The 23,796-nt window shown below is 66.4% G+C and carries 20 protein-coding genes; 14 read left to right on the top strand and 6 right to left on the bottom strand.

Annotation, left to right across the window (positions count from 1 at the left end):
* Position 1 precedes the first annotated feature (1 nt).
* Positions 2-880, bottom strand: coding sequence for a GntR family transcriptional regulator (locus tag GR158_RS15530; RefSeq protein WP_134648560.1), 879 nt, complete (start codon positions 878-880; stop codon positions 2-4).
* A gap of 181 nt (positions 881-1,061) precedes the next feature.
* Between GR158_RS15530 and GR158_RS15525 the strand changes: the two genes are divergently transcribed.
* From GR158_RS15525 to GR158_RS15485, 9 genes are all read left to right on the top strand, one after another.
* Entirely contained in the window at positions 1,062-2,081 is a 1,020-nt protein-coding gene (locus GR158_RS15525; RefSeq protein ID WP_160871691.1) for an aldo/keto reductase, read from the top strand.
* 18 nt (positions 2,082-2,099) lie between these two features.
* Positions 2,100-2,546 carry an RbsD/FucU family protein gene (locus tag GR158_RS15520; protein WP_160871690.1) on the top strand — a complete coding sequence of 149 codons (447 nt, stop codon included), beginning with the start codon at positions 2,100-2,102 and terminating at the stop codon, positions 2,544-2,546.
* Between the two features lie 209 nt (positions 2,547-2,755).
* A complete protein-coding gene (locus tag GR158_RS15515) occupies positions 2,756-3,745 on the top strand; it encodes an ABC transporter substrate-binding protein (RefSeq protein ID WP_134648566.1) in 990 nt (329 codons plus the stop codon).
* 84 nt (positions 3,746-3,829) lie between these two features.
* Positions 3,830-5,383 (top strand): sugar ABC transporter ATP-binding protein, encoded by a 1,554-nt coding sequence (locus GR158_RS15510; protein WP_134648568.1) that lies wholly within the window; start codon positions 3,830-3,832, stop codon positions 5,381-5,383.
* An 83-nt stretch (positions 5,384-5,466) separates the two neighbouring features.
* On the top strand, positions 5,467-6,441 hold the full coding sequence (locus GR158_RS15505; RefSeq protein ID WP_134648570.1) for an ABC transporter permease: 975 nt from the start codon (positions 5,467-5,469) through the stop codon (positions 6,439-6,441).
* Position 6,442: 1 nt separating this feature from the next.
* Complete coding sequence (locus tag GR158_RS15500; protein ID WP_160871689.1) at positions 6,443-7,459, top strand: zinc-binding alcohol dehydrogenase family protein; 1,017 nt, start codon at positions 6,443-6,445, stop codon at positions 7,457-7,459.
* 182 nt (positions 7,460-7,641) lie between these two features.
* A complete protein-coding gene (gene phaZ, locus GR158_RS15495) occupies positions 7,642-8,940 on the top strand; it encodes a polyhydroxyalkanoate depolymerase (RefSeq protein WP_134648574.1) in 1,299 nt (432 codons plus the stop codon).
* Positions 8,941-9,068: 128 nt separating this feature from the next.
* Positions 9,069-9,503: a DUF2852 domain-containing protein gene (locus GR158_RS15490; RefSeq protein WP_134648576.1), complete on the top strand. Its 435-nt coding sequence runs from the start codon at positions 9,069-9,071 to the stop codon at positions 9,501-9,503.
* 142 nt (positions 9,504-9,645) lie between these two features.
* Entirely contained in the window at positions 9,646-10,407 is a 762-nt protein-coding gene (locus GR158_RS15485) for a M48 family metallopeptidase (RefSeq protein ID WP_160871688.1), read from the top strand.
* 23 nt (positions 10,408-10,430) lie between these two features.
* Here GR158_RS15485 and GR158_RS15480 read toward each other — a convergent pair whose 3' ends face one another.
* Positions 10,431-10,625 carry a YqaE/Pmp3 family membrane protein gene (locus tag GR158_RS15480; protein ID WP_134648580.1) on the bottom strand — a complete coding sequence of 65 codons (195 nt, stop codon included), beginning with the start codon at positions 10,623-10,625 and terminating at the stop codon, positions 10,431-10,433.
* A gap of 129 nt (positions 10,626-10,754) precedes the next feature.
* Between GR158_RS15480 and GR158_RS15475 the strand changes: the two genes are divergently transcribed.
* The 5 genes from GR158_RS15475 to GR158_RS15455 all read left to right on the top strand — a co-directional run bounded on the left by GR158_RS15475 (position 10,755) and on the right by GR158_RS15455 (position 15,833).
* Positions 10,755-11,429, top strand: a complete 675-nt coding sequence (locus GR158_RS15475; protein ID WP_134648582.1) for a phosphoribosylanthranilate isomerase — start codon at positions 10,755-10,757, stop codon at positions 11,427-11,429.
* Positions 11,426-12,646, top strand: coding sequence for a tryptophan synthase subunit beta (gene trpB / locus GR158_RS15470; RefSeq protein ID WP_160871687.1), 1,221 nt, complete (start codon positions 11,426-11,428; stop codon positions 12,644-12,646). The genes GR158_RS15475 and trpB overlap by 4 nt, the downstream gene beginning before the upstream one ends.
* 1 nt (position 12,647) lies before the next feature.
* Positions 12,648-13,487, top strand: coding sequence for a tryptophan synthase subunit alpha (gene trpA, locus GR158_RS15465; protein WP_134648586.1), 840 nt, complete (start codon positions 12,648-12,650; stop codon positions 13,485-13,487).
* A gap of 89 nt (positions 13,488-13,576) precedes the next feature.
* Positions 13,577-14,488 (top strand): acetyl-CoA carboxylase, carboxyltransferase subunit beta, encoded by a 912-nt coding sequence (accD, locus tag GR158_RS15460; RefSeq protein WP_134648588.1) that lies wholly within the window; start codon positions 13,577-13,579, stop codon positions 14,486-14,488.
* A 1-nt stretch (position 14,489) separates the two neighbouring features.
* On the top strand, positions 14,490-15,833 hold the full coding sequence (locus GR158_RS15455) for a folylpolyglutamate synthase/dihydrofolate synthase family protein (RefSeq protein ID WP_134648590.1): 1,344 nt from the start codon (positions 14,490-14,492) through the stop codon (positions 15,831-15,833).
* 53 nt (positions 15,834-15,886) lie between these two features.
* Here the strand turns inward: GR158_RS15455 and trxA are convergent, their stop codons facing one another.
* From trxA to GR158_RS15435, 4 genes are all read right to left on the bottom strand, one after another.
* Positions 15,887-16,207: a thioredoxin gene (gene trxA, locus GR158_RS15450; protein WP_134648592.1), complete on the bottom strand. Its 321-nt coding sequence runs from the start codon at positions 16,205-16,207 to the stop codon at positions 15,887-15,889.
* 108 nt (positions 16,208-16,315) lie between these two features.
* Complete coding sequence (addA, locus tag GR158_RS15445; RefSeq protein ID WP_160871686.1) at positions 16,316-19,876, bottom strand: double-strand break repair helicase AddA; 3,561 nt, start codon at positions 19,874-19,876, stop codon at positions 16,316-16,318.
* Positions 19,869-23,057, bottom strand: a complete 3,189-nt coding sequence (gene addB / locus GR158_RS15440; RefSeq protein ID WP_160871685.1) for a double-strand break repair protein AddB — start codon at positions 23,055-23,057, stop codon at positions 19,869-19,871. Before addB ends, addA begins: the two co-directional genes overlap by 8 nt.
* Entirely contained in the window at positions 23,054-23,788 is a 735-nt protein-coding gene (locus GR158_RS15435) for a nucleotidyltransferase family protein (RefSeq protein WP_160871684.1), read from the bottom strand. The genes addB and GR158_RS15435 overlap by 4 nt, the downstream gene beginning before the upstream one ends.
* Positions 23,789-23,796 lie beyond the last annotated feature (8 nt).

The following is a 23,796-nucleotide window of genomic DNA, read 5'->3' as shown; positions in this document are numbered from 1 at the left end:
GTCAGTTGATGGACTGAAGCAGGGTTTCGCGGGCGGATTTCAGGTGTTGGCGGCAGGCCAGCTCGATCTCGATCGGGTCGCGCGAGCGCAAGGCCGCGATATAGGCCAGGTGTTCCTCCAGCGCGCGGGCATTGCGTTGGCGCGCATTCGTCTTGTTCCACTGGTAGTGATAGTGGAAGACGATGGCGATCACGTCGTAGAAGTCGACGATGAAGCGGTTGCGCGAGGCGCGGTGCACCAGAAGATGGAAGCGCTCGTCGAGCTCGGAGAAATCCAGGTAACGATTGTCGATGTCGGCCAGGATGTCACGGTGCACGGCCTCGATGGCGTCCAGCTCCTGCCAGGCCGCGTGATCCTTCGGAAGATGCGCGAAGGCCGCCGCCGACCGCAGCTCGAAGATCTCGCGCACCTCCGTGAGTTCGAGCGCGAATTCCCGGGTAAAGCCTTTCAGCACCCAATGGCTGTTGGGCCGCTTCTCGATCAGGCCGAAGCGGCTGAAGCGGATCAGGAATTCGCGCACGCCCGTCGTGCCGATGCCGATCTCGCGGGCAAGTTCCAGTTCGTTGATCTGCATGCCGGGTTGCGCGCCGCCGTCGAGAATCCGGCGCATGAAGCTGCGCTCGATGATCTCGGAAAGCGAATCCGTCTCTTCCGTCGGAAAGTAGTCGGCCGCCACGGGCTTGCGGAGCACGATCTTGCGCCGCTTGTCCCAGGCCAAGAGGCCCACCTCCTCCAGCCGCCCGAGCACCGCGCGGACGGTGGTGCGGCTCACGCCGAGCGTGGCGCCCAGTTCCGGTTCCGAAGGCAGGCTCGCCGTCTGTTCCAGAAGCTTGAGGCAGCGGTTGAAGGCGTCCTTGAAGACGGTGTTCTGCTTGGCCATGAATGCTGCCGTTCGTTGTGTCCTGCGCCCCTTAGCGGCTGAGCGGGCGAATGGCCAGATGTCCTGGCGGGGTGCGCGCCGTCCTGTTGCGTTGGGGACTTCATATTACCCATTGACGGCGATCTGTCTATTGTCGATAAAAGACAAATAGCCGGCGGGAGGACGCCGGCCGGGAGGATCCATGAAGACACGCAACATCGCGCGCACCAGCCTTGCCGTCACCGAATTCAGTTTCGGCACGGCAGCGCTTGGGGGCCTGTACCGGGCCTGCCCGCGCGACGCGGCGATGGCGACGCTCGAAGCGGCGTGGGACGAGGGCATCCGCTATTTCGATACCGCGCCCTGGTACGGTTTCGGCCTGGCGGAGCGCCGCACCGGCGATTTCCTGCGCGACAAGCCGTCGGGAAGCTATGTGCTGTCCAGCAAGGTCGGCCGCATCATGGTTCCCGTCGCCGACGACAAGGTGCCGGACTACGGCTATGTCGATCCGCTGCCCTTCGATGTGCGCTACGACTACAGCTATGACGGCATCATGCGCTCGGTGGAGCTCAGCCATGCACGCCTTGGCCTCAACCGCATCGATATCCTCTATGTGCACGATATCGGGGTCTATACGCACGGTGCCGAACGCAACGCCTTCCATCTGCGCCAGCTGCTCGATTCCGGCCTGAAGGCGCTGTCGGAACTGAAAGCGTCGGGCGCGATCAAGGCCTATGGGCTCGGCGTGAACGAGGTGCCGGTCTGCCTCGATGTCATGCGCCACGCCGATCTCGACTGCATCCTGCTCGCCGGACGCTACACATTGCTGGACCGCACGGCCGAGAGCGCGCTCCTGCCGCTCTGCGCGGCGCGGGGAACGTCGCTGGTGGTGGGCGGTGTGTTCAATTCCGGCATTCTCGCGACCGGACCGGTCGAGGGCGCGCATTTCGATTACATGCCGGCGACATCGGACGTCGCCGCCAAGGTCGGCGCGATGGTGGAGGTCGCGGAGAGGAACGGCGTGCCGCTCGCCGCGCCGGCGCTGCGGTTCCCGCTGGAAAACCCGTCCGTCGCCTCCATCCTCATCGGCACCGCGCGGCCCGAGAGCCTACGCCGGAACATGCAGCTGGCGCGCGCGCCGCTGCCCCAAAACATTTACCCGGCTTTCGAGCCGTATACGCTGGTCGCGCCCGAACTCGGGCAAGAGGCCGTGCGGCAATAGCGTGGAAGGTCGAAACCCATGTTGAAAGGCATTCATCCCCTGCTCGGTCCCGACCTGCTGCATGCGCTGCGGTCGATGGGCCACGGCGACGATATCGTCATTGCCGACGCCAATTTCCCGGTGACGTTCCTCGGGCCCAGGGTCGTGCGCGCGGATGGCGTGGATGCCGTCGCGATGGCCGAGGCGATCCTGACCCACATGCCGCTCGATACCTTCGTGCCGAAGGCCGCCTGGCGCATGGAGGTCGTGGGCGATCCGGGTGCGGTGCCGGAGGTCTGCTCCACCTTTCAGGAGGTCGTGCATCGCCATGCGGGCGATTTCACGATCCATCCGGTCGAGCGTTTCGCCTTCTACGAGATGGCGCGCAAGGCGGCCTGCATTGTGGCCACGACGGAAGCCCGTCTTTATGGCAATCTGATCTTGAAGATGGGTGTCGTGCACCCGCAGGAATCCGTCCGGGTCTAGGACCCGACGCCGTCGTTTGGGAGGACGAGGGCATGGACTGGAGTGCTGGAAAACAAGGTTTCCGAGAGAGAAATGCCCCGCTTGCCAAGGCATGGAAGCGGGTGTAGCTTGCAACGATAAATGTTTTTTATCGATAAAAGATCGAGTTGTTCGCTTCCTGCAACCCGATCCCGCAAGGAGGACAGGAAGCACCTGAGAGGAGAAACCAGATGAGCATTGTAAGATCGCTTCTGACCCGCCGCGCCTTCACCGCGCTTGCGGGTGCCGCAGTCCTCGCCACGATGACCCCGGCGCCGTCTTTCGCGCAGGAAGTCACCATTCCGATCATCGTGAAGGACACCACCTCCTTCTACTGGCAGATCGTGCTGGCCGGCGCGCGCCAGGCCGGCAAGGATCTCGGCGTCAAGGTGCCGGAACTCGGCGCCCAGTCGGAAGCCGACATCAACGGCCAGATCACCATTCTCGAAAACGCGGTGGCCGGCGCACCCGCCGCCGTGGTCATTTCGCCCACGGAATTCAAGGCGCTCGGCAAGCCGATCGACGAGGCGGCGAAGTCCGTTCCGATCATCGGCATCGACTCGTCGGCGGATTCCAAGGCCTTCACCTCGTTCCTGACGACCGATAACGTCCAGGGCGGCCGCATCGCCGCCGATGGGCTTGCCGCCGCCATCAAGGCCGCGACGGGCAAGGACGAGGGCGACATCGCCATCATCACCAGCCTTCCGGGCGTCGGCTCGCTCGACCAGCGCCGCGAAGGCTTCCTGGATGAGGTGAAGACCAAGTATCCGGGCCTCAAGGTGGTCGCGGACAAGTATGCGGACGGCCAGGCCACGACCGGCCTCAACATCATGACCGACCTCATCACCGCCAATCCGAACCTCGTCGGCGTCTTCGCCTCCAACCTCATCATGGCGCAGGGCGTCGGCCAGGCGATCGCGGAAAACAAGCTCGGGGACAAGATCAAGGTCATCGGCTTCGACAGCGACGAAAAGACCGTCGGTTTCCTCAAGGAGGGCGTGCTGGCCGGCCTCGTCGTACAGGACCCCTACCGCATGGGCTATGACGGCGTGAAGACGGCGCTCGCCGTCTCCAAGGGCGAGAAGGTCGAGACCTTCGTCGATACCGGCGCCAACCTCGTGACCAAGGACAACATGGCCGATCCCAAGATCGACGCCCTGCTGAACCCGAAGGTCAACTGATCGGCCGGGCCTTCGCGGCCCTGCCACATCCCGCCCGGGCTCTGCTTCGGGCGGGATGCCGTCCCCAGTCCGGGAGAAAACGCCATGAGCAGCCTCGAAGAACTCAGCCGCCGGCATGAAGACCAGGCCGGGCTTGCCGAATCCGACACCGTGCCGCGCGGCGCGCCCATCCTCGAATTGCGTGGCCTGCAGAAGAAATACGGCCTCGTGGAGGCGCTGAAGCCGGTGACGGTCAGCTTCCTGGCGGGTGAAATCCACGCCATCGTCGGCGAGAACGGTGCCGGCAAATCGACGCTGATCAAGCTTCTGACCGGGGTTATCCGGCGCACGGCGGGCGAGGTCTTCTGGTGCGGCAAGCCGGTGCAGCTCGCCACCCCCACCGAGGCCATCTCCCGCGGCATCAACGCGGTGCATCAGGAAGTCGTGCTGTGCCCGCACCTCTCCGTGGCCGCCAACATGTTCCTCGGCGATGAGATGAACCGCAATGGCCTGATGCGCAAGGCCGCCATGGAAAAGGCCGCGCAGGCGGTGCTGGACGATCTCGGCTTCCACTTGCCGGCCGGCGCGCGCCTGGAGAGCCTCACCATCGGCCAGCAGCAGCTGGTCGCCACCGCCAAGGCCGCCATGCGCGGCATCCGCTTCATCATCTTCGACGAGCCGACGGCCTATCTGACCCGCCAGGAATCGGCCCAGCTCTTCCGCCTCATCCGCCGCCTGCGCGATCAGGGCGTCACCGTCGTCTATATCAGCCACCGCATGGAGGAGGTCTTCGAACTGGCCGACCGCGTGTCCGTGCTGCGCGACGGCACCCATGTCGGCACGCGCCTGATCGGCGAGACCAACGAGAACGAGCTGATCGCCCTGATGATCAACCGCTCGATCGAACAGATCTACCACAAGGAGCAGGTGCCCATCGGCGATGTCATCGTCGAGACGAAGGGCCTGTCCGGCCCGGGTTTCGAGGATGTCTCGATGACGGTCCGCGCCGGCGAGATCGTCGGCCTCTACGGCCTCATCGGGGCGGGACGCAGCGAGTTCGCGCTCGGCCTCTACGGCCGCCAGCCCGTGACCGCCGGAGAGATCGTCTGGGAGGGCCGCAAGGTTTCCATTCCCAATGAGCGGGTCGCCATGGCGCTCGGCATCGCGCTTGCGCCGGAAAGCCGGCGCGACCAGGGCCTGTGCCTCAACCTGCCCATCGGGCTCAACATCAACCTGCCGGTTCTCAAGCGGCTGAGTTCGGGCCTGACGATTAGGCGCGGCGATGCCGCCCGCAACGCCGAGCGCCAGATCGCCGACCTCCGTATCAAGACACCGTCGCGCCATGTGCTCGCTTCGGCCATGTCCGGCGGCAACCAGCAGAAGATCGTCATCGGCAAGTGGCTGAGCCATGGCGCCCGGCTCTTCATCTTCGACGAGCCGACCGTCGGCGTCGATGTCGGCACCAAGGCGGAAATCTACCGGCTGTTCGGCGCGCTCCTCAAGCAGGGGGCGGGCATCATCCTGATTTCGTCCTACCTGCCGGAGGTCTACGAGCTTGCCGACCGGCTGCACGTCTTCCGCGGCGGCCGGCTCGTCGCCAGCCACGACCACCGGGCGGCCACGCACGAGGACGTCCTGACCCAGGCCATTGGCAGTTAGAGCAGTGCCGGCAGGACTGCGCGGCGGCATTCGTCCGCAATCGCGCAGGACAGGCTGAGCGTCGCGCAGAAAGGGAGAAGAACATGAGCGTTGAGACGACCACGGAAAGCGCACCGGCACCCAGAAAGGGCACGAACATCCTGCTCGGCCTGACGCTGCTCGGGCTCCTGCTGGCGCTCTGGGTGGCGCTGGGCTTTGCAACGAATGCCTTCTGGTCGCCGAACAACATCTCGAACCTGCTGCGCCAGGGCGCGATGACGGCGATCCTCGCCGTCGGCCAGACCTTCGTGATCATCACCGCCGGCATCGATCTTTCGGTGGGGGCCATTGTCGGCTTCACCAGCGTCATCGTCGCCTGGCTGCTGCAGGCCGGCGTGCCGCTCTGGGCCGCCATCATCCTCACGCTGCTGATGGGCGTGGCGATCGGGGCCTTCCACGGTTTCGGCATCGTGCGCATGGGCCTGCCGCCCTTCATCATCACGCTGGCGACGCTGACCTCGTTGCGCGGGATCGGCCTCCTGATCACGAACGGCTCCACCATCTCGATCACGCACGAGGGGTTCACCAACTTCTCCCGCGCGGATTTCCTGGGCATCCCGAGCCTGTTCTGGATGGTCATCCTGGTGGGCATCCCCGCCTTCATCTTCCTCCATCTCTCGCGCTTCGGCCGCTATCTTTTCGCCGTCGGCTCCAACAAGGAGGCGGCGCGGCTTTCCGGCGTGAATGTCGACCGCACGATCTATCTCGCCTATATCCTGTCGGCCACCTGCGCGGCCTTCGTCGGCCTGCTGCTCGCCTCGCGCATCGGCATCGGCAATGCCACGCAGGCGGAAGGCTGGGAACTCCAGGCGATCGCCTCGTCGGTGATCGGCGGCACCAGCCTGTTCGGCGCGGTCGGCTCGGTGCACGGCCCGCTGCTCGGCGCCTTCATCCTCGCGACCATCAACAACGGCGCCAACCTGCTCAACGTCAATTCGTTCTGGCAACGCATCATCACCGGCCTGCTGATCATCGTGATCGTCTATTTCGACCAGTTGCGTCGCCGCGGAAGCCGCTGAGATGAGAGCCGTCATCTGCCTTGAACCCGGCCGCCTTGCGCTGGTCGAACGGGAGCCGCCGGCCAGCGTTCCGCCGGGCTGGGCGCGCGTCGCCGTCAGCCATGTCGGCATCTGCGGCACCGATTACCACATTTTCGAGGGCAAGCACCCGTTCCTGGAATATCCGCGCATCATGGGCCACGAGATTTCCGGCACCGTCGTCGAGCCGGGCGAAAGCGGGCTGACCACCGGCATGACGGTGGTGGTCAACCCCTACATTTCCTGCGGCACCTGCATTGCCTGCCGCAAGGGCAAGCCCAATTGCTGCACGGCGATCCGCGTGCTCGGCGTGCACACGGACGGCGCCTTCTGCGAGGAGATCGTCGTGCCCGGCGAAAACCTCTATCCGGCCGAAGGGCTGTCGCCCGAGGCCGCGGCCATGGTCGAGTTCCTGGCCATCGGCGCGCATGCCGTGCGCCGCTCGCTGGCGCCGCAAGGGTCGCGGGCGCTGGTCATCGGCGCCGGGCCGATCGGTCTCGGCACCGCGCTCTTCTCGCGCATCGCCGGCCATGCGGTCACGATGATGGATACCTCCGCCGAACGGCTGGCCATGGCCGATACGCGTTTCGGCTTCCGGGACGGCCTGCTTGCGGGCGCGTCGGCCGCCGCCGATGTCGCGCGGATGACCGATGGCGAGGGCTTCGACGTCGTGTTCGACGCGACCGGCCACGCCGGCTCGATGGAGGGCGCTTTCGCCCATGTCGCCCATGGCGGCACGCTGGTGCTGGTGAGCGTGGTGAAGGACGAGATCCGGTTTTCCGACCCGGAATTCCACAAGCGCGAGATGATGCTGGTCGGCAGCCGCAATGCGCTGCGCGTCGATTTCGATCACGTCATGGCCAGCATGCGGGCAGGCCGGGTGCCTGTCGAGGCGCTCGTCACCCACCGCACCACGCTGGAAGAGGCGCCCCAGGATCTCGCCCGCTGGGCAACGCAGAAATCCGGGCTGATCAAGGCCATCGTGCACGTCGCGGCCTGAACCGCGGCGGTGCGGGCCGGGCCGCAACCCGTTCATTTCCCGGAAAGGATCCCGCGTCTAGGATGCCGGCGTGGCATGTTGCCACGCAGCGAAAACCTGTTAGTGTTTTCGCAACTGCGGAAACCGGGTGAGACGGTGCGGCGGCCCAACGCCCCGCATCGGGAAATGGGATAACGCGACCGATGTATTATCAGCTCTATGAACTCAACCATGCGATGATGGCGCCCTGGCGCGCGGCGGCCGACCAGATGCGGATCGCCTTCCGCAACCCGCTCAACCCGCTCGCGCACACCTATCTTGGCCGCACGATGGCAGCGGGCTTCGAGGTTCTCGAGCGCAGCACCCGCCGCTATGGCAAGCCCGATTTCGACCTGCCGCAGACCACCATCGACGGCAAGAGCGTGTCCGTGCATGAGAGGATCGTCTGGAAGCAGCCCTTCTGCAATCTCATCCATTTCGAGCGCTGTCTGCCGGCGGGCCACCCCAAAGACCCGAAGATCCTGATCGTCGCGCCGATGTCCGGCCACTATGCGACCCTGCTGCGTGGCACCGTGGAAGCGCTGCTGCCGCATGCCGAGGTGCACATCACCGATTGGGTGGATGCGCGCATGGTGCCCCTGGCCGACGGCGGCTTCGACCTCGACGATTACATCGATTACGTCATCCAGATGCTGCATGCGCTGGGGCCGGATACCCATGTCGTGGCGGTCTGCCAGCCGGCGGTGCCGGTGCTGGCCGCCGTCGCGGTGATGGAAGCCGACGACGACCCGCTCGCGCCCTCCACCATGACGCTGATGGGCGGGCCGATCGACACGCGCATCAACCCGACCGCCGTCAACCAGCTGGCAAAAGAAAAGCCGATCGAGTGGTTCCGCGACAATGTCATCATGCCGGTGCCGTGGCCGCAGCCGGGCTTCATGCGCATGGTCTATCCCGGTTTCCTGCAGCTGTCGGGCTTCATGTCGATGAACCTCGACCGCCACGTCGTCGCCCACAAGGAGTTCTTCGCCCATCTCGTGAAGAACGACGGCGACGCGGCCGAGAAGCACCGCGATTTCTACGACGAATATCTCGCGGTCATGGACCTGACGGCGGAGTTCTACCTCCAGACCGTAGAAACCGTGTTCATGAAGCACGCCCTGCCGAAGGGCGAGATGATGCACCGCGCGCGCCCGGTCGACACGACCGCCATCCGCAACGTGGCGCTCTTGACCGTCGAGGGCGAGAACGACGACATTTCCGGCGTCGGCCAGACCAAGGCGGCGCAGACGATCTGCACCAACATCCCCGATGACATGCGCATGCACTACATGCAGCCCGATGTCGGCCATTACGGTGTCTTCAACGGCTCGCGCTTCCGCAAGGAGATCGCGCCGCGCATCGTCTCCTTCGTGCAGGCGCATGGCAAGGCGTCCAGGGCCAAGCCGGCCAAACCGGTGCCACGGGTCATCAAGGGCGGCAAATCTGACGGTGCGGCCTGATTTTTCAGGCCGTTTACAGGCACTTGCCCGAATTAACCTTGTGCTGTCTTGAACGCGACCGGCGGTCTAACCACATCGGATTCACCGGAAACCGAGGTGGTTTCCGCCGATCGTGAGGAAGATTGCACATGAATCAGTCAGCCCTGATCCGTCCCGACTGGACCCCCGCGACCATCGCCCTGATGGTGCTCGGCTTCGTGGTGTTCTGGCCGCTCGGCCTCGCCATGCTGGCCTACATCATCTTCGGCGACCGCCTGAAGTCCTTCAGGAAGGATGCCAATGATGCCGTCGATGGCGTGTTCGCCTCCTGCCGCAGCGCCTTCGGCCGCGGCAAGGGCCCGGCCTTCCGCCGTGCCACGGGCAATGTCGCCTTCGACGACTGGCGCGACGCCGAACTGTCGCGCCTCGACGAGGAACGCCGCAAGCTCGACGAGATGCGTGAAGAATTCGATTCCTATGTCCGCGAGCTTCGCCGCGCCAAGGACCAGGAGGAGTTCGACCGCTTCATGCGCGAGCGCCGCAACGAAGGCAAAGGCGACGTCCCCGGCTTCCCGGCAACGTAAGCCGCCTGCGCTCTCGTCATGGCCGGGTCAACCTGGCCATGATGCGGAGAGGCTGGACAAGCACTGAAATCGACCGGCGCCGCGAGCGCCGGTTTTTTGTTGGGCCGTTTCAGACGGTCTCGAATCGGCTAAGAAGAACAGCATGTTTCCCTCGTTCCGCACGCCCAGAAAGGCCCTGAAGTCACCGCCTCCGCCGGAGCGGCGGGAGATCGACGTCAACGGCCGGCAGCTGCCGCTCACCATCCGGCGGGATCTGCGCGCGACGCGCCTGACGCTGCGCATCGAACCCGGCGGCCGGGCGCTGCGCATGACGGTGCCCTCGGGCATCGCAGAGCGCGACATCAAGGATTTTCTGGATCGTCACCAGGGCTGGCTGATGACGAAGCTTGCGAGGTTCCGCACGACGAACGAACTGGCCGATGGCGGCTATGTCATGATCCGCGGCGTGTCCCATCGCATCGAGGCGACGGGCCGCCTGCGCGGGATCACCGAAGCGGTGGTGGTGGACGACGAGGCGGTGCTGCGTGTCGGCGGCATGGAGGAAAGCATTCCCCGCCGCATCTGCGATTTCCTGAAGAAGGAGGCGCGGCTGGATCTCGACCGGCTGGTCGCCGTTCATGCCGGCCGGATCGGGCGCAAGGTCAAGTCGATGACGCTGCGCGATACCCGCAGCCGTTGGGGCTCCTGCTCGGCGGACGGCGCGCTCAGCTTCTCCTGGCGCATCGCCATGGCGCCGCCCCATGTCATCGATTATCTCGCCGCCCACGAGGTGGCGCATCTCCAGGAGATGAACCACAGTGCAGCCTTCTGGGCCTTGTGCGAAAGGCTCTGCCCTGCGACGGAGGAGGCCAAGCGCTGGCTGAAGCGCAACGGCAGCCTCCTGCATGCGGTCGATTTCGGCTGATCCGGCCGACAGCGCGGTGAAGACTAGCGCCGGTTTCCGAGCGCTTCGCTGATCTTCCTGTCGGTGTTGTATTGGCCAAGCGCATAGACGGCCCAGATCGCGGCGGGCAGCCAGCCGATCAGCGTGACCTGCAGGATGAGGCAGATGATGCCGGCAACAGGCCGCCCGATGGTGAAAAACGCGAGAAAGGGCAGGAGGATGGCGATGATGAGCCGCATGATGGTCTCCGATCGGTCGTTTCCTTCCATATGGGCCCGGTAACGCGGCGGACAAGGGCGTCGCAGCAAGCCCTATTGCCGCCGTCTTTCGGCTCGACTCTTCCGGTGATTCGTGCGACTTCGTCCCCCATGACACTCGATATCAAGATCTGCGGTTTGAAGACCGAGGATGCCGTCGACAAGGCGGTGGCGCTCGGCGCGACCCATATCGGCTTCATCTTCTTTCCCAAGAGCCCGCGCAACATCGAGCCGGCCGATGCCGGCCGGCTGGCCGATCGCGTGCGCGGCCGCGTCAAGATCGTCGCGGTGACGGTCGATGCCGACAGCGATACGCTGGACGAGATCGTCGACCAGCTTTCGCCTGACATTCTCCAGCTGCACGGCAAGGAAAGCCCCGAACGGGTCCTCACCGTCAAGGCGGTCTATGGCCTGCCGGTCATCAAGGCCTTCTCGGTGCGCGAAGCCGACGACCTCAAGAAGATCGATCCCTATATCGGCATCGCCGACCGGTTCCTCTTCGATGCCAAGCCGCCGGCAGGCTCTGAGCTCCCGGGCGGCAACGGGGTTTCCTTCGACTGGAACCTCATGCATTTGCTTGACGGAAGCGTGGATTACATGCTTTCGGGTGGGCTGAACAAGGATAACCTCGCCGAGGCGATCCAGCTGACCGGCGCGCCCGGCATCGACACCAGTTCCGGCGTCGAGAGTGCGCCCGGCGTCAAGGATCTCGGCCTGATCGAAGCGTTTTTTGAAGCGGCACGAAACGCGCAAAGCGAAACCGCCGTCGCAGGGAGAGGCACGTGAACCAGTCACCCAACCTGAATTCGTTCCGCGAGGGACCGGATGAAGACGGACGCTTCGGCATCTTCGGCGGTCGTTTCGTTGCCGAAACCCTGATGCCGCTGATCCTCGATCTCCAGGAAGAGTGGAACAAGGCCAAGACCGATCCGGCCTTTCAGGCCGAACTCAAGGATCTCGGCGCCCACTATATCGGCCGTCCGAGCCCGCTCTATTATGCCGAGCGCCTGACGCAGCATCTCGGCGGCGCGAAGATCTACTTCAAGCGCGAGGAGCTGAACCACACCGGCTCGCACAAGATCAACAACTGTATCGGCCAGATCCTGCTTGCCAAGCGCATGGGCAAGACGCGCATCATCGCCGAAACCGGTGCCGGCCAGCATGGCGTTGCCTCCGCCACGGTCGCCGCGCGCTTCGGCCTGCCCTGCGTCGTTTATATGGGCGCGACCGATGTCGAGCGTCAGGCGCCGAACGTCTTCCGCATGAAGCTGCTCGGTGCCGAGGTGAAGCCCGTCACCGCCGGCAGCGGCACGCTGAAGGACGCCATGAACGAGGCGCTGCGCGACTGGGTCACCAATGTCGACGACACCTATTACCTCATCGGCACCGCGGCCGGACCGCATCCCTATCCGGAGCTGGTGCGCGATTTCCAGTCGGTCATCGGCACGGAAGCGCGTGAACAGATCCTGGCCGCCGAAGGCCGCCTGCCGGATATGGTGATCGCCGCCGTCGGCGGCGGTTCGAACGCCATCGGTATCTTCCATCCGTTCCTGGACGACAAGGACGTGCAGATCGTCGGCGTCGAGGCCGGCGGCCGGGGGCTGGAGGGCGAGGAGCATTGTGCATCGCTGACCGCGGGTTCCCCGGGCGTGCTGCACGGCAACCGCACCTATCTGCTGCAGGACGAGGACGGCCAGATCAAGGAAGGCCATTCCATTTCGGCCGGTCTGGATTATCCCGGCATCGGTCCGGAACATGCCTGGCTGCATGATATCGGCCGTGCCGAATATGTGCCGATCATGGATGACGAGGCGCTGGAGGCCTTCCAGCTGCTGACCAAGCTCGAAGGCATCATTCCCGCGCTGGAGCCGAGCCATGCCATCGCCGAGGTGATCAAGCGCGCCCCGAAGATGGGCAAGGACCAGATCATCCTGATGAACCTCTCGGGCCGCGGCGACAAGGATATCTTCACCGTCGGCAAGATCCTCGGCATGGAGCTTTAAGATGACCGCACGCATGGACAAACGTTTTGCGGATCTCGCAGCCGAAGGCCGCCCGGCGCTCGTCACCTATTTCATGGGCGGCGATCCCGATTATGCGAGCTCGCTGGAGATCATGAAGGCGCTGCCCAAGGCAGGCTCCGATGTCATCGAACTGGGCATGCCGTTCTCCGATCCGATGGCCGACGGCCCGGCGATCCAGGTGGCCGGCCAGCGCGCGCTGAAGGCGGGCCAGACGCTCGCCAAGACCATCCAGATGGCGCGCGATTTCCGCCGCGAGGACGATGCGACGCCGATCGTCATGATGGGCTACTACAACCCCATCTACATCTACGGCGTCGAGCGTTTCCTCGATGACGCGGTGGAGGCCGGCATCGACGGCCTCATCGTCGTGGACCTGCCGCCGGAAATGGACGACGAGCTGTGCATCCCGGCGCTGGCGCGCGGCATCAACTTCATTCGTCTGGCCACGCCGACGACGGATGAAAAGCGCCTGCCCGCCGTGCTGAAGAACACCTCGGGCTTCGTCTACTATGTCTCGATGAACGGCATCACCGGTTCGGCCCTGCCGGATCCGTCGCTGATCGGCGACGCGGTCGGTCGCATCAAGGCGCATACCAGGCTGCCGGTCTGCGTCGGCTTCGGCGTCAAGACGGCCGAACACGCCCGCGCCATCGGGGCGTCGGCGGATGGCGTCGTCGTCGGCACCACCATCGTCAACCAGATCGCCTCCAGCCTGACGGCGGACGGCAAGGCGAGTGCCGCCACCGTTCCCGGTGTCGAGACGCTCGTCAGGAGCCTCGCATCCGGCGTGCGCGCATCGCGCCTTGCGGCGGCGGAGTAAAGTTCCCACATGGGACCGGAAAGCAAATCCAGGAGAACCGTGAAGCGGTTTTCCGCCCGGAATTGCGCAGATTAACGGGAGTCTAGACCGTGAACTGGATCACGAATTACGTTCGGCCGAAGATCAACTCGATGCTCGGCCGCCCTGACCGGGATGTGCCGGAAAACCTCTGGATCAAGTGCCCGGAAACCGGCGAGATGGTGTTCCATCGCGATCTCGAGGAAAACAAGTGGGTCATCCCGGCCTCGGGCTACCACATGAAGATGCCGGCGAAAGCCCGCCTCAAGGACCTGTTCGACGATGGTGTCTTCGAGTCGTTGCAGCAGCCGAAGGTGGCGCAGGACCCGCTGAAGTTCCGCGATTCCAAGAAATATGTCGATCGCCTGAAGGACAGCCGTATCAAGACGGACCTGGAGGACACGATCCTCGCCGGCGTCGGCAAGGTGCGCGGCGTCAAGCTGGTCGCCGTCGTGCATGAATTCAGCTTCATGGGCGGTTCGCTCGGCATCGCCGCCGGCGAAGCCATCATCAAGGCCTTCGAGCGCGCCATCGCCGAGAAGTGCCCGCTCGTCATGTTCCCCGCCTCCGGCGGCGCGCGCATGCAGGAAGGCATCCTCTCGCTGATGCAGCTTCCGCGCACCACGGTCGCCGTGGAAATGCTCAAGGAAGCGGGCCTGCCCTATATCGTCGTGCTCACCAACCCCACGACGGGCGGCGTGACGGCGTCCTACGCCATGCTGGGCGATATCCATCTCGCCGAGCCGGGCGCCGAAATCTGCTTTGCCGGCAAGCGCGTCATCGAGCAGACCATCCGCGAGAAGCTGCCCGAGGGCTTCCAGACGTCGGAATACCTTCTTGAGCACGGCATGGTCGACATGGTCGTCAAGCGCCACGATATTCCCGCCACGCTTGCCCGCCTTCTGAAGATCCTGATGAAGAAGCCGGCCGCTTCCGCACCCGTGGTGGAAAAAACCGCCGCCGTCGCCATCGCGGCGCAATAACATGACGGGCGTCGCGGTCAGCGAAGCGGCGCTGGAGATCGAGAAGCTTCTCGGTCTCCACCCCAAGGGCTTCGACCTCTCGCTCGACCGCATCACGCGGCTTCTCGCGGCGCTCGACAATCCCCACCTGAAACTGCCGCCGGTCATCCATGTGGCCGGCACCAACGGCAAGGGCTCGGTCACGGCCTTCTGCCGGGCGATCCTCGAGGCCCAGGGCCTCAGCGTGCATGTCCACACCTCGCCCCACCTCGTCAACTGGCACGAGCGCTATCGCCTCGGTGTCGCCGGCGGCCGGGGACAGTTCGTCGAGGACGCCGTTCTCGCCGATGCCGTGCGCCGCGTGGCCGATGCCAATGGCGGCGAGAAGATCACCGTCTTCGAAATCCTCACCGCCGTCACCTTCCTGCTGTTTGCCGAGCATCCGGCGGATGTGGCGATCATCGAGGTCGGCCTCGGCGGCCGCTTCGATGCCACGAATGTCATGCCGCGACCGGCCGCATGCGTCATCATGCCGATCTCGCTCGACCACCAGGCCTATCTCGGCGACCGGGTCGAACTCATCGCCGCCGAAAAGGCCGGCATCATGAAGCGTGGCGTGCCCGTCGTCATCGGCTACCAGCCGGAAGAGGCGGCCCGCGACGTGCTGATCGAGATCGCCGAGCGGCTGGGCTGCCCGCACGCCGTCTACGGACAGGATTTTCTCGCCCATGAGGAATTCGGCCGTCTCGTCTATCAGGACGAGTTCGGCCTTGCCGATCTTCCCCTGCCGCGCCTGCCGGGCCGGCACCAATATGCCAATGCCGCCGCCGCCATCCGCGCCGTCAAGGCGGCCGGTTTTTCTGTCGGCGAGCCGGCGATCGAGACGGGACTGTCACGCGTCGAATGGCCGGGCCGCCTGCAAAGGCTCCCCGATGGCGCGCTCTTCCGCCTCGCCCCGCCCGCAAGCGAGATCTGGGTCGATGGTGGCCACAATCCCGGTGCGGGACAGGTCATTGCCGAGACCATGGCGAATTTCGAGGAGCGCGAGGCGCGTCCGCTCTTCCTCATCACGGGCATGATCAACACGAAGGATCCCGTCGGCTATTTCGACCCGTTCCGCGGGCTGGCCGAGCGGGTCTTCACCGTGCCGATCCGCGGCTCCGATGCCGGGCTTGACCCTGCCGCACTCGCCGAGGATGCCGCACGCGCGGGCCTGGAGGCCGCACCGCTTGCGACGGTGGGCGAAGCGCTGGTGGAGATCGTGCGCATCACGGCCGAGGATTCGGTGCCGCCGCGCATCCTGATCGGCGGTTCGCTCTATCTCGTCGGCGACGTGCTGGCCGACAACGGCACGCCGCCCACCTGACAACAAAAAGCCCGGCTTCGAGCCGGGCTTTTCGGTTGGACCGGTCGGGCCGATCAGGCGGCGCCGGAAATCCAGGACGACAGGGCCGTCTTCGGTGCGGCGCCGACCTTGATGTCGGCCACTTCGCCGCCCTTGAACATGGCGAGTGTCGGGATCGAGCGCACGCCGAACTGGGCGGCAAGCTCCGGGTTCTCGTCGATGTTGAGCTTGGCGACCTTCACCTTGCCGGCGAGTTCCGTCGAGATTTCTTCCAGCGCAGGCGCGATCATCTTGCACGGGCCGCACCATTCGGCCCAGAAATCCACGACGACCGGCTCTGCGGACTTCAGCACTTCGGCTTCGAAATTGGACTGGTCGACTTTAACGGTAGCCATAAGGGCTGCTCCTTGAATGGTGGGTGTTGCACAAGATGTGATGCCGCCGGGCTGCGTTTTCAAGCCCGTCAGGGCGCGCACCATGGGCGAAACGTCCTGTCCCGTATCTCACTTTGCCGTGAGTTCGGCAAGGCTCGCCTCCATCAGCGCCGTCTCCAGCCAGAAGGTTTTCGCCGCCTCCGTGTAGATCAGCCCGCAGCGGATCTCCCGGCCGGGATAGAGCGGTGCGAGGATTGCGCGGTAGATGGCGAGCTGCGCCCGGTGCTCGAACGGAATGGCGTCGACGGTATGAGGCGGCACGCGGTTCGTCTTGAAATCCACGATCTCGACCGCGCTCTCCGTCACCACCATGCGATCGATGCGGCCGGATACCGCAAACTCCCGGCTGCCCAGCATCAACGTGCCCATGATGGAGACTTCCGCGCGCGCCGCGGATGAGAAGACGGCGCGCAGGCTCTCGTCGTCGATGACGTGAAGCGCCGCCGCAATCAGCCCGGCCCGCGCGCTCTCCGGCCAATGGGCGGCCGCCCGCTCCAGATAGCGCCGCGCCGCCGCCGGCCGCTCGGCAGGGTCGAAGCCCGGCAGGACCTGCAGGAAGCGGTGCAGGATGCGCCCGCGCTCCAGCGCAAGCCCGGCGCCCGGCGGGCCGCCTTTGCCCTTGCCGAACAGGGCGGAGGGCACGAGCAGATCGGCCGCATCCGTCTCGATCACCGCCGCCGCACCCGAGGGGCTGAGCGGCCGCGGAAGGGATTTCTGCGGTGGAAGCGGTCTTGCAAGCGCCTCCGGAAGCGTGATCTGCGGCTTTTCCTCGGCGCTTGCCACCGTCACGTCGCCGATCGCCGCCGCGCCCGCCTCGCGCCAGGACAGCCCCTCCCAGCTTTCGCTGCGCGTCGAGAAGGTCGCCTCCACGCAACGCTGCGTGTCGGCGGCGAGCGCCGTCGCGATCATCGTGTGCCAGGTGTCCTTGTTTTCCTGCCGCCCGCGATAGCCGCAGACGATCAGCCGGTCGGCCGCACGCGTCATCGCGACATAGAGCAGGCGGCGATATTCCTCCTCGGCGCTGTCCTTGATGCGCTCCGCATCCGCTTCCGTCAGCGTGTTGGCAAAGTCCTTGAGCGGCAGCCAGGCCGGCAGGCCGCCGGCAGGATCCGTCGTCGAGAGAAAGCGCAGCTGCGGCATGTGGCTGTGGCTGAAGGGCTTGGCGCCGCCATCCACGAGAAAGACGACCGGCGCCTCCAGCCCCTTGGCGGCATGCACGGTCATGATGCGGATCTCGCCGCGCGCCTTGTCCTGTTCGCGCTTGACCGTCGGCGCCTCCAGTTCCAGCGTGGAGACGAAGGCCTGCAGGCCGGGCAGGCCGTTGTCCTCCTGCTCCAGGGCGAAGGTCAGGAACTCGTCGATGATCTCGCCCGCCTCGACGCCGAGCCGCGCAAGGAACGCCCGCCGCCCGCCGCCCGCCCCGAGGATGCGCGCATAGAAATCATGCACGGACTGCGTTCCCGCATCGGCAATCAGCCGCTCCAGCCGCGCGACGATGGGCGCAAGGCGGTCGTCCGACGCGGCCACGCTGCAAAGATGCGCCCAGAGCGCCTCGTTCTCGCCGCGGCGGGCGGCAAGTTCGAACAGCGTCTCCTCGCTCAGGCCGAAGAGCGGACTTTTCAGGAGGGCGGCGAGCGACAGATCGTCCTGCGGCAACACGGCGAAGCGGCCCAGCGCCATGAGGTCCTGCACGGCGATATGCTTTGTCAGCACCAGCCGGTCGGCGCCCGCCACAGGCAGGTCGTGGCGTTGTTTCAGCGTGCGTGTCAGCGCGTTCACGAAGGCGTCGCGCTTGCGCACCAGCACGATGATGTCGCCGGCCGCCATGGGCCGCGCCTTGCCCTTTTCCGTCACCGTCTCATGGCCGATCCAGCCGGCAAGCGTATCGGCGATGCGCCGCGCCAGCACGTTGATCGGCGCTTCCTCGGCCACCGCGTCGAAGGGCGCGGTCCAGTCCTCCTCATCGAGGCCGGGCGGCGTGGCGATCATGGCCCAGACATCGACGGCCCCCGGCTCGCGCCCCCGATTGGAGGCATGCACGATATCGCCGCCGTCGGGAGTGAGCCCGCGCGCGTTGGCGGGATCGAGAAACACCTGGTCGACCGCCGAAAGCACGTCCCGCGTCGAGCGGAAGGACAGGAGCAGGCGGATCGGGCTGAAGGCGGTTTCGGCCACCTGGGTGCGCCGGGCGACCGCCCGGCCTTCCTCCGCAAACCGCTCGGGCCGTGCGCCCTGGAAGGAGTATATCGACTGTTTCTCGTCGCCCACGGCAAAGATCGTGCGGCCGGCGATGCGGGCCGTTTCGCCGGCGAAGAAATCGTCCGTCAGCGCCTTCACGATCTGCCACTGGCGCGGGCTGGTGTCCTGCGCCTCGTCGACGAGGATGTGGTCGATGCCCTGGTCGAGCTTGTAATGCACCCAGGCGCTCACCCGGTCGCGGGTCAGAAGCGTTGCCGTGCGGTCGATCAGGTCGTCGAAATCGAGCAGGCTGCGCGCCCGCTTCAGGTCTTCGTAGTCGCCGGTCAGCCGCTCGGCGATCACGAGCGCCGCCTTCGTCGCCTCATACATGCGAAAGCGCCGCAGGCGGTCGTCGCAGGCGATGACATGGGCTTGCGCGGACAGCAGGGCAGCCTCGAAATGCGGCGCGCTGTCGCGCACCTTCTTCGAGAGGAAGGATCGGTCGATGCTGCGCGGCGAGCCGGTCGCCGTGAAGAACAGATCGTGCAGCGCCGCCCGGCGCGCTTCGGCATCGGTGAGGCGCATCACGCCGCGCAGGCCGGCGGCCGAGGTCTTCACCGTCTCGCTGCCGAGGTTTTCCGCCGCCGAGAGATAGGCGTCCAGTACCGCCCCGTTCAGCCCGTCGAGCGGCCAGAAGGCGGCGAGGATGTCGTCAGCCGTTTCCTGCGGGCCAAGACCCGTTTCCCGGCGAAGGATCGTCTCGATGCCGCCGGCCGCGTCCGCCCGCTCGAGGAAATCGCGGATCGGCCCGCGGCTGGCGATGATGTCGGAGAGCAGCCGTTCCAGCCCGGTATCGTCGGCAATGTCGAGCACCGTGGCGAAGGCATCCGCCAGCGCCTGGTCGTCCTCGCTCGCCGTCGCCGTCAAGAGCGTGCGCCGCGCATCCGCCAGCAGCACGGCGGCCGCACGGTCGTCGAGCACGGAGAAGTGGCCGGCGACATTGGCCTCGAGCGGAAACTGGTGCAGCAGCGCTTCGCAAAAGGCGTGGATGGTCTGGATCTTCAAGCCGCCCGGCGTTTCGAGCGCGCGTGCAAAGAGCCGCCGCGCCTCCGCGAGCTTGAAGACGTCGGGCCGCGCGTCCTCGATGGCCGCCACCCGGTCGGACAGGTCCTCATCCGAGAGCGTCGCCCATTCGGCCAGCCGCTCGAAGACGCGGTTCGACATTTCGGAGGCGGCGGCCTTGGTATAGGTCAGGCAGAGGATGGCGGATGGCCGGCAGCCGGCGAGCAGCAGCCGGATCACCCGCTGCGTCAGCACGTGCGTCTTGCCCGAACCGGCATTGGCCGAAACCCAGGCAGAGCGGGCGGGATCGGACGCCATCGCCTGTTTCTGCGTGGTCCAGCTCAGCCAGGCGGCCGGCTCCGCCGATGCGGGACGGTCGTCTTCAAGCATCGTCGCTCTCCCCGCCGTTTTCGGCAGACGACCATTCGGCGACGCGCGCCAGATGGTCGTATTCGCCGCCATAGTCGCGCTCCTGTTCTGGAATGAGCCGCGAGGCGAAGCCGAAGCGCCCTTCGATCAGCCCGGTCAGCAGCTTCTCCAGCTCCGCCAGCGCCTCCTCGCCAAGGTCGAACGCGGATTTCGGCGTCGTGCTGGCGGATTTCGTGTGTTCGTTGTTGACCTGCTCGACCTTGAAGCGCTCGCCGGGCTTCAGGCGCACATAGAGAAGGTTAGCCGGGTCGCGGCGTCCCGGGCCGCGGAAGGCCCCGCGCCGCATCGCCGCCGCCTCCAGCGCCAGCTGCGGATCGAGCAGCGCGCGCGCCACCTTGAGCGAAGGCGTGCTGCCGGTCTTGTAGTCGAGAATGTCGGCGCTGCCGTCGGGCAGGATGTCGATGCGGTCGGCAATCCCGGTCAGCCTTATGTCGCCGACCGAGAGATCGAGCGACGCCGGCACCTCCGTCAGGCTCTCGCGCACGCCGCCGGCCCGCTCGCCATGCCAGGCGACGAAGGCGCGGGCGACGGCGGCAAAGCGCGGCCGCCAGACGGCATCGATATGCGGCGGCAGCGCGACCGCGTCGAATTCCTCGTGCAGGATGCGGTCGATGAGGGTAAGCGGTTCGCCGGTCTTCTCCTCGCGCACGAACCGGTCGACGATGCGGTGATAGAGCGAACCGCGCTCGGCCGGCCCGGGGTCGAGGTTGAACGGCGCGATGGGGTCGAGCCGCAGGATATGCCGCGCATAGATCGCATAGGGGTCGCGGCGCAGCCGCCCGACCTCGCTGAAGGAATATTTCTTCGGTTGCAGCCCGGCCGGCGGTTTGGGCGATGGGCGCGGCGCGTTCGGCACGCTCTGGCCCTGATCGATCCGCCCGGCCCAGTCGATCAGGTCGCGGCCGCGGCTGCGCAGGTCGTTCGCCAGCGAAGGACCGCCGACGGCGAGCAGCCGTTGCAGCCAGCGCGAGGCGACGGTCGGGGCGGTGCCGTTGCGCAAGGCCCGTGTGAGGATCAGCTTGCGCGTACCCGCGGCCATCTGCAAATCGTGGCCGAGCTGGCCGATGCGGCGCTCGGGCGGCTCCAGGCCGATCTCCACCTTCATGATGCGGGAGAGAAAGGCGTCGTTGGCTGCCTGGCCCGGCCAGGTGCCCTCGTTGAGCCCGCCGATGACCACGGTATCGACGCTCTGGAGGCGCGATTCGAGCGCGCCGAAGATGAAGACACGGGGATGGCGCATCGAGCGCGGCTTGACGCTTTCGCTCGCCGCGAGCGCCTCGATGATATCGCACCATTGCGGCCCGTCGGCCTCGATCTGCCCGTCGGTCTCCATCACGCTCTTGAGCAGGTTGGCGAGGCTGTCGCCCGCCTCGCCGGACCACAGCGCGGCCAGGTCGTTGCGCTCGTCGATGGCGACGACCTCCAGCGCACGGCCGGTGCGCTCCGCCCAGTCCGAGACGGCAAGCCTGGAAGAGAAGCGCCGCCCCGTGCGGCTCTGCTGCACGAGCACACCGGCGAGCGGCTCCACCGCGTCTGCTACGCGCCTTGCAAGCGTGCGCGCCAGGGGAAGGGCGGTTTCCGGCAGCGCACTGCGCCAGCGCGGCGGGTGGCGATCCTCGGCCTGCCGCGCCAGCGCGGCGTCGAGCAAAGGCTCCAGCGTCGAGATGTCGATTTCCGCCGTGCCGCCGCGCAGGGCCGTCAGCTCCAGCGCCGTCACCGCGTCGCGCCGGTCGTCGGCGGAAAGTCCGAAGCGGGCAAGCGGATGTTTCAGCAGCGCCACGAGCGCCACGGGATCGCCGGGGCGCAGGGCCGCCTCGGCGAGCAGGCGCAGCAGCGTGCCCTGCGGGGTGGAAAGGAGCGGCGTGCCGGCGGAATCGTCCGCCTCGATGCCGAAACGGGCCAGCTCGGCGGCGACGCGCCGGCCAAGCTTGCGATCCGGCGTGATCAGCGCGGCCTGCGCGTCCGGGCCGTCCTCCAGCGCAAGCCGCAGCGCGATGGCGATCGCCACGGCCTCCTCGCGTTCATTGGCCGCTTCCACCAGCGCGACGTCGCGGAAGGCATCGGCCACGCGCCCGGCATCCAGTGTCGAGCGCACGTCGCCCCAGCCCGCCGTCGCCTGCGTCGGCAGGAATGCACTGGAGAGGATCCGCGCGCGGTATTCCAACGTCTCCGGCGGCGTGCCCAGCGGCTCGACATCGTCGCGCGTGCAGCCCATGCGGGCGAGCAGGCGGTGGAGGCCGTATTGCGGATGGCTGCGCGAAGCCGCATCCGGCTTGCGCGTCGTGTCCGCGCCGCCGCCCTGATGTCCGACGAGCAGCCAGTCGGTGTCGCTCATGAAGCGGTCGAGGCCGGGCAGGATGACGACGCCGTTCGGCAGCTTTGCCACTGCCGCGATCAGCCCCGCGGTGGCGGGAATGGAGCCTGTCGAACCCGCGATGATCACGGGGCCAGCCGGCGGCGTGTGGCGATAGCGTTCCGTCTCGGCATGCAGCGTCGCGTTGCGACGCAGTGAAGGGGAGGAGCGGGTGAGTTCTGCCAGCCGCGCCGGCCAGAAATCGCTGGCGATCTTCAGGAATTCGGCCGTCAGCTGCCACCACAGCGCATGGTTGGAGGTATCGAGCGTATCGAGCGCCGTCCAGTCCAGCTCCTCCGTCTCCATCGCGTCGATGATGTCGGCGAGATTGCGGGCGAGCCAGACGGCATCCGCCGGGCTTGCCGGGGCGACAAGGGGGCTTTCGGCATGCACCGCGGTCACGGCGGCCGGCAGCTGGTTGCGCCAGGCCAGCACGAGGCGGGCAAGTTCCAGAAGCCGCGTCGGGCCGGAGAGCGGCTCGGCCATGTCGAGCAGTGCCGGCGCCACCTCGTCGAAGAAACCGCTGTCGTCCTCGGTCTCGCCCAGCGCCCGGATGGTGGGCAGGATGGCCGAGCGGCCGCCGAACAGGTCGACGAATTCCGAGCGCAGCACGCGCGCGGAGCGGCGGGTCGGCACATAGATGGTGACATCCGCCAAGGCCAGCGGATCGGCGGGATCGTAGGTGAAGCCGGGCACGAGCCGCCCGTCGACAAGCGCTTCGGCGACCGTCTTCAGGAAGGGCAGGCTCGCCGGGATCGTGTAGATCCGGCCGCCCGGCGCGCCGCTCATGCCGCCGCCTCGCCGAACGAGGCGATCACGGCCTCCGCCGCGCCGACCGCCTCGGGCGTGCCGACGGTGATCCAGTGCCCGTCGAGCAGCATGCCGTGAAGCCGCCCCTTTTCGATGGCCCGGTCGAAATAGATGTTGAGGTTGAAGGCGTCGTCGGGCGCGTCGTCGAGCAGGCCCGGCATCAGCACCAGGGCACCGGCATAGACGACCGGCGTGCCGAAGCCTTCACGATAGCGGGTGAGACGTCCGGCATCGTCGAGCGAAAAATCGATCTTGCCGTTATGGCCCGTCGTGTCCTCCAGCCGCACGCAGAGCATCAGCATGTCCATGGCGTCAGGGTCGAACCGTTCGGCAAGCCGCTGGAGATTGGTTCTTTCGCCGGCTTTCTCGCCGATCCAGAAGAGATCCGCGTTCATCACCATGACCGGCCCGCGCCCGAGCAGCTTCAGGCCCCTGGCCAGCCCGCCGCCGGAATTCATCAGCCGCTCCGTCTCGTCGGAGAGAAGGATTTCCGGCACCGCGCGGCGGGCGAGATGCGCACGCATCTGCTCGGCGAAGTGATGTACGTTGACGACGGCGCGCGTGATGCCCGCTGCGGCGAGTGCATCGAGCCCGTAGTCGATCATCGGCTTTCCGGCGATCGGCACCAGCGGCTTGGGCATCGTGTCGGTGATGGGCCGCAGGCGCGTTCCAAGGCCGGCGGCCAGCACCATGGCGTCTTCGATCTTCATCGCTATCC

It is taken from the genome of Shinella sp. AETb1-6 (assembly GCF_009826875.1).
Taxonomy (GTDB): Bacteria; Pseudomonadota; Alphaproteobacteria; order Rhizobiales; family Rhizobiaceae; genus Shinella; species Shinella sumterensis.
Note: the sequence above shows the minus strand (reverse complement) of the source record. Positions and strands in the feature narration are given on the sequence as shown.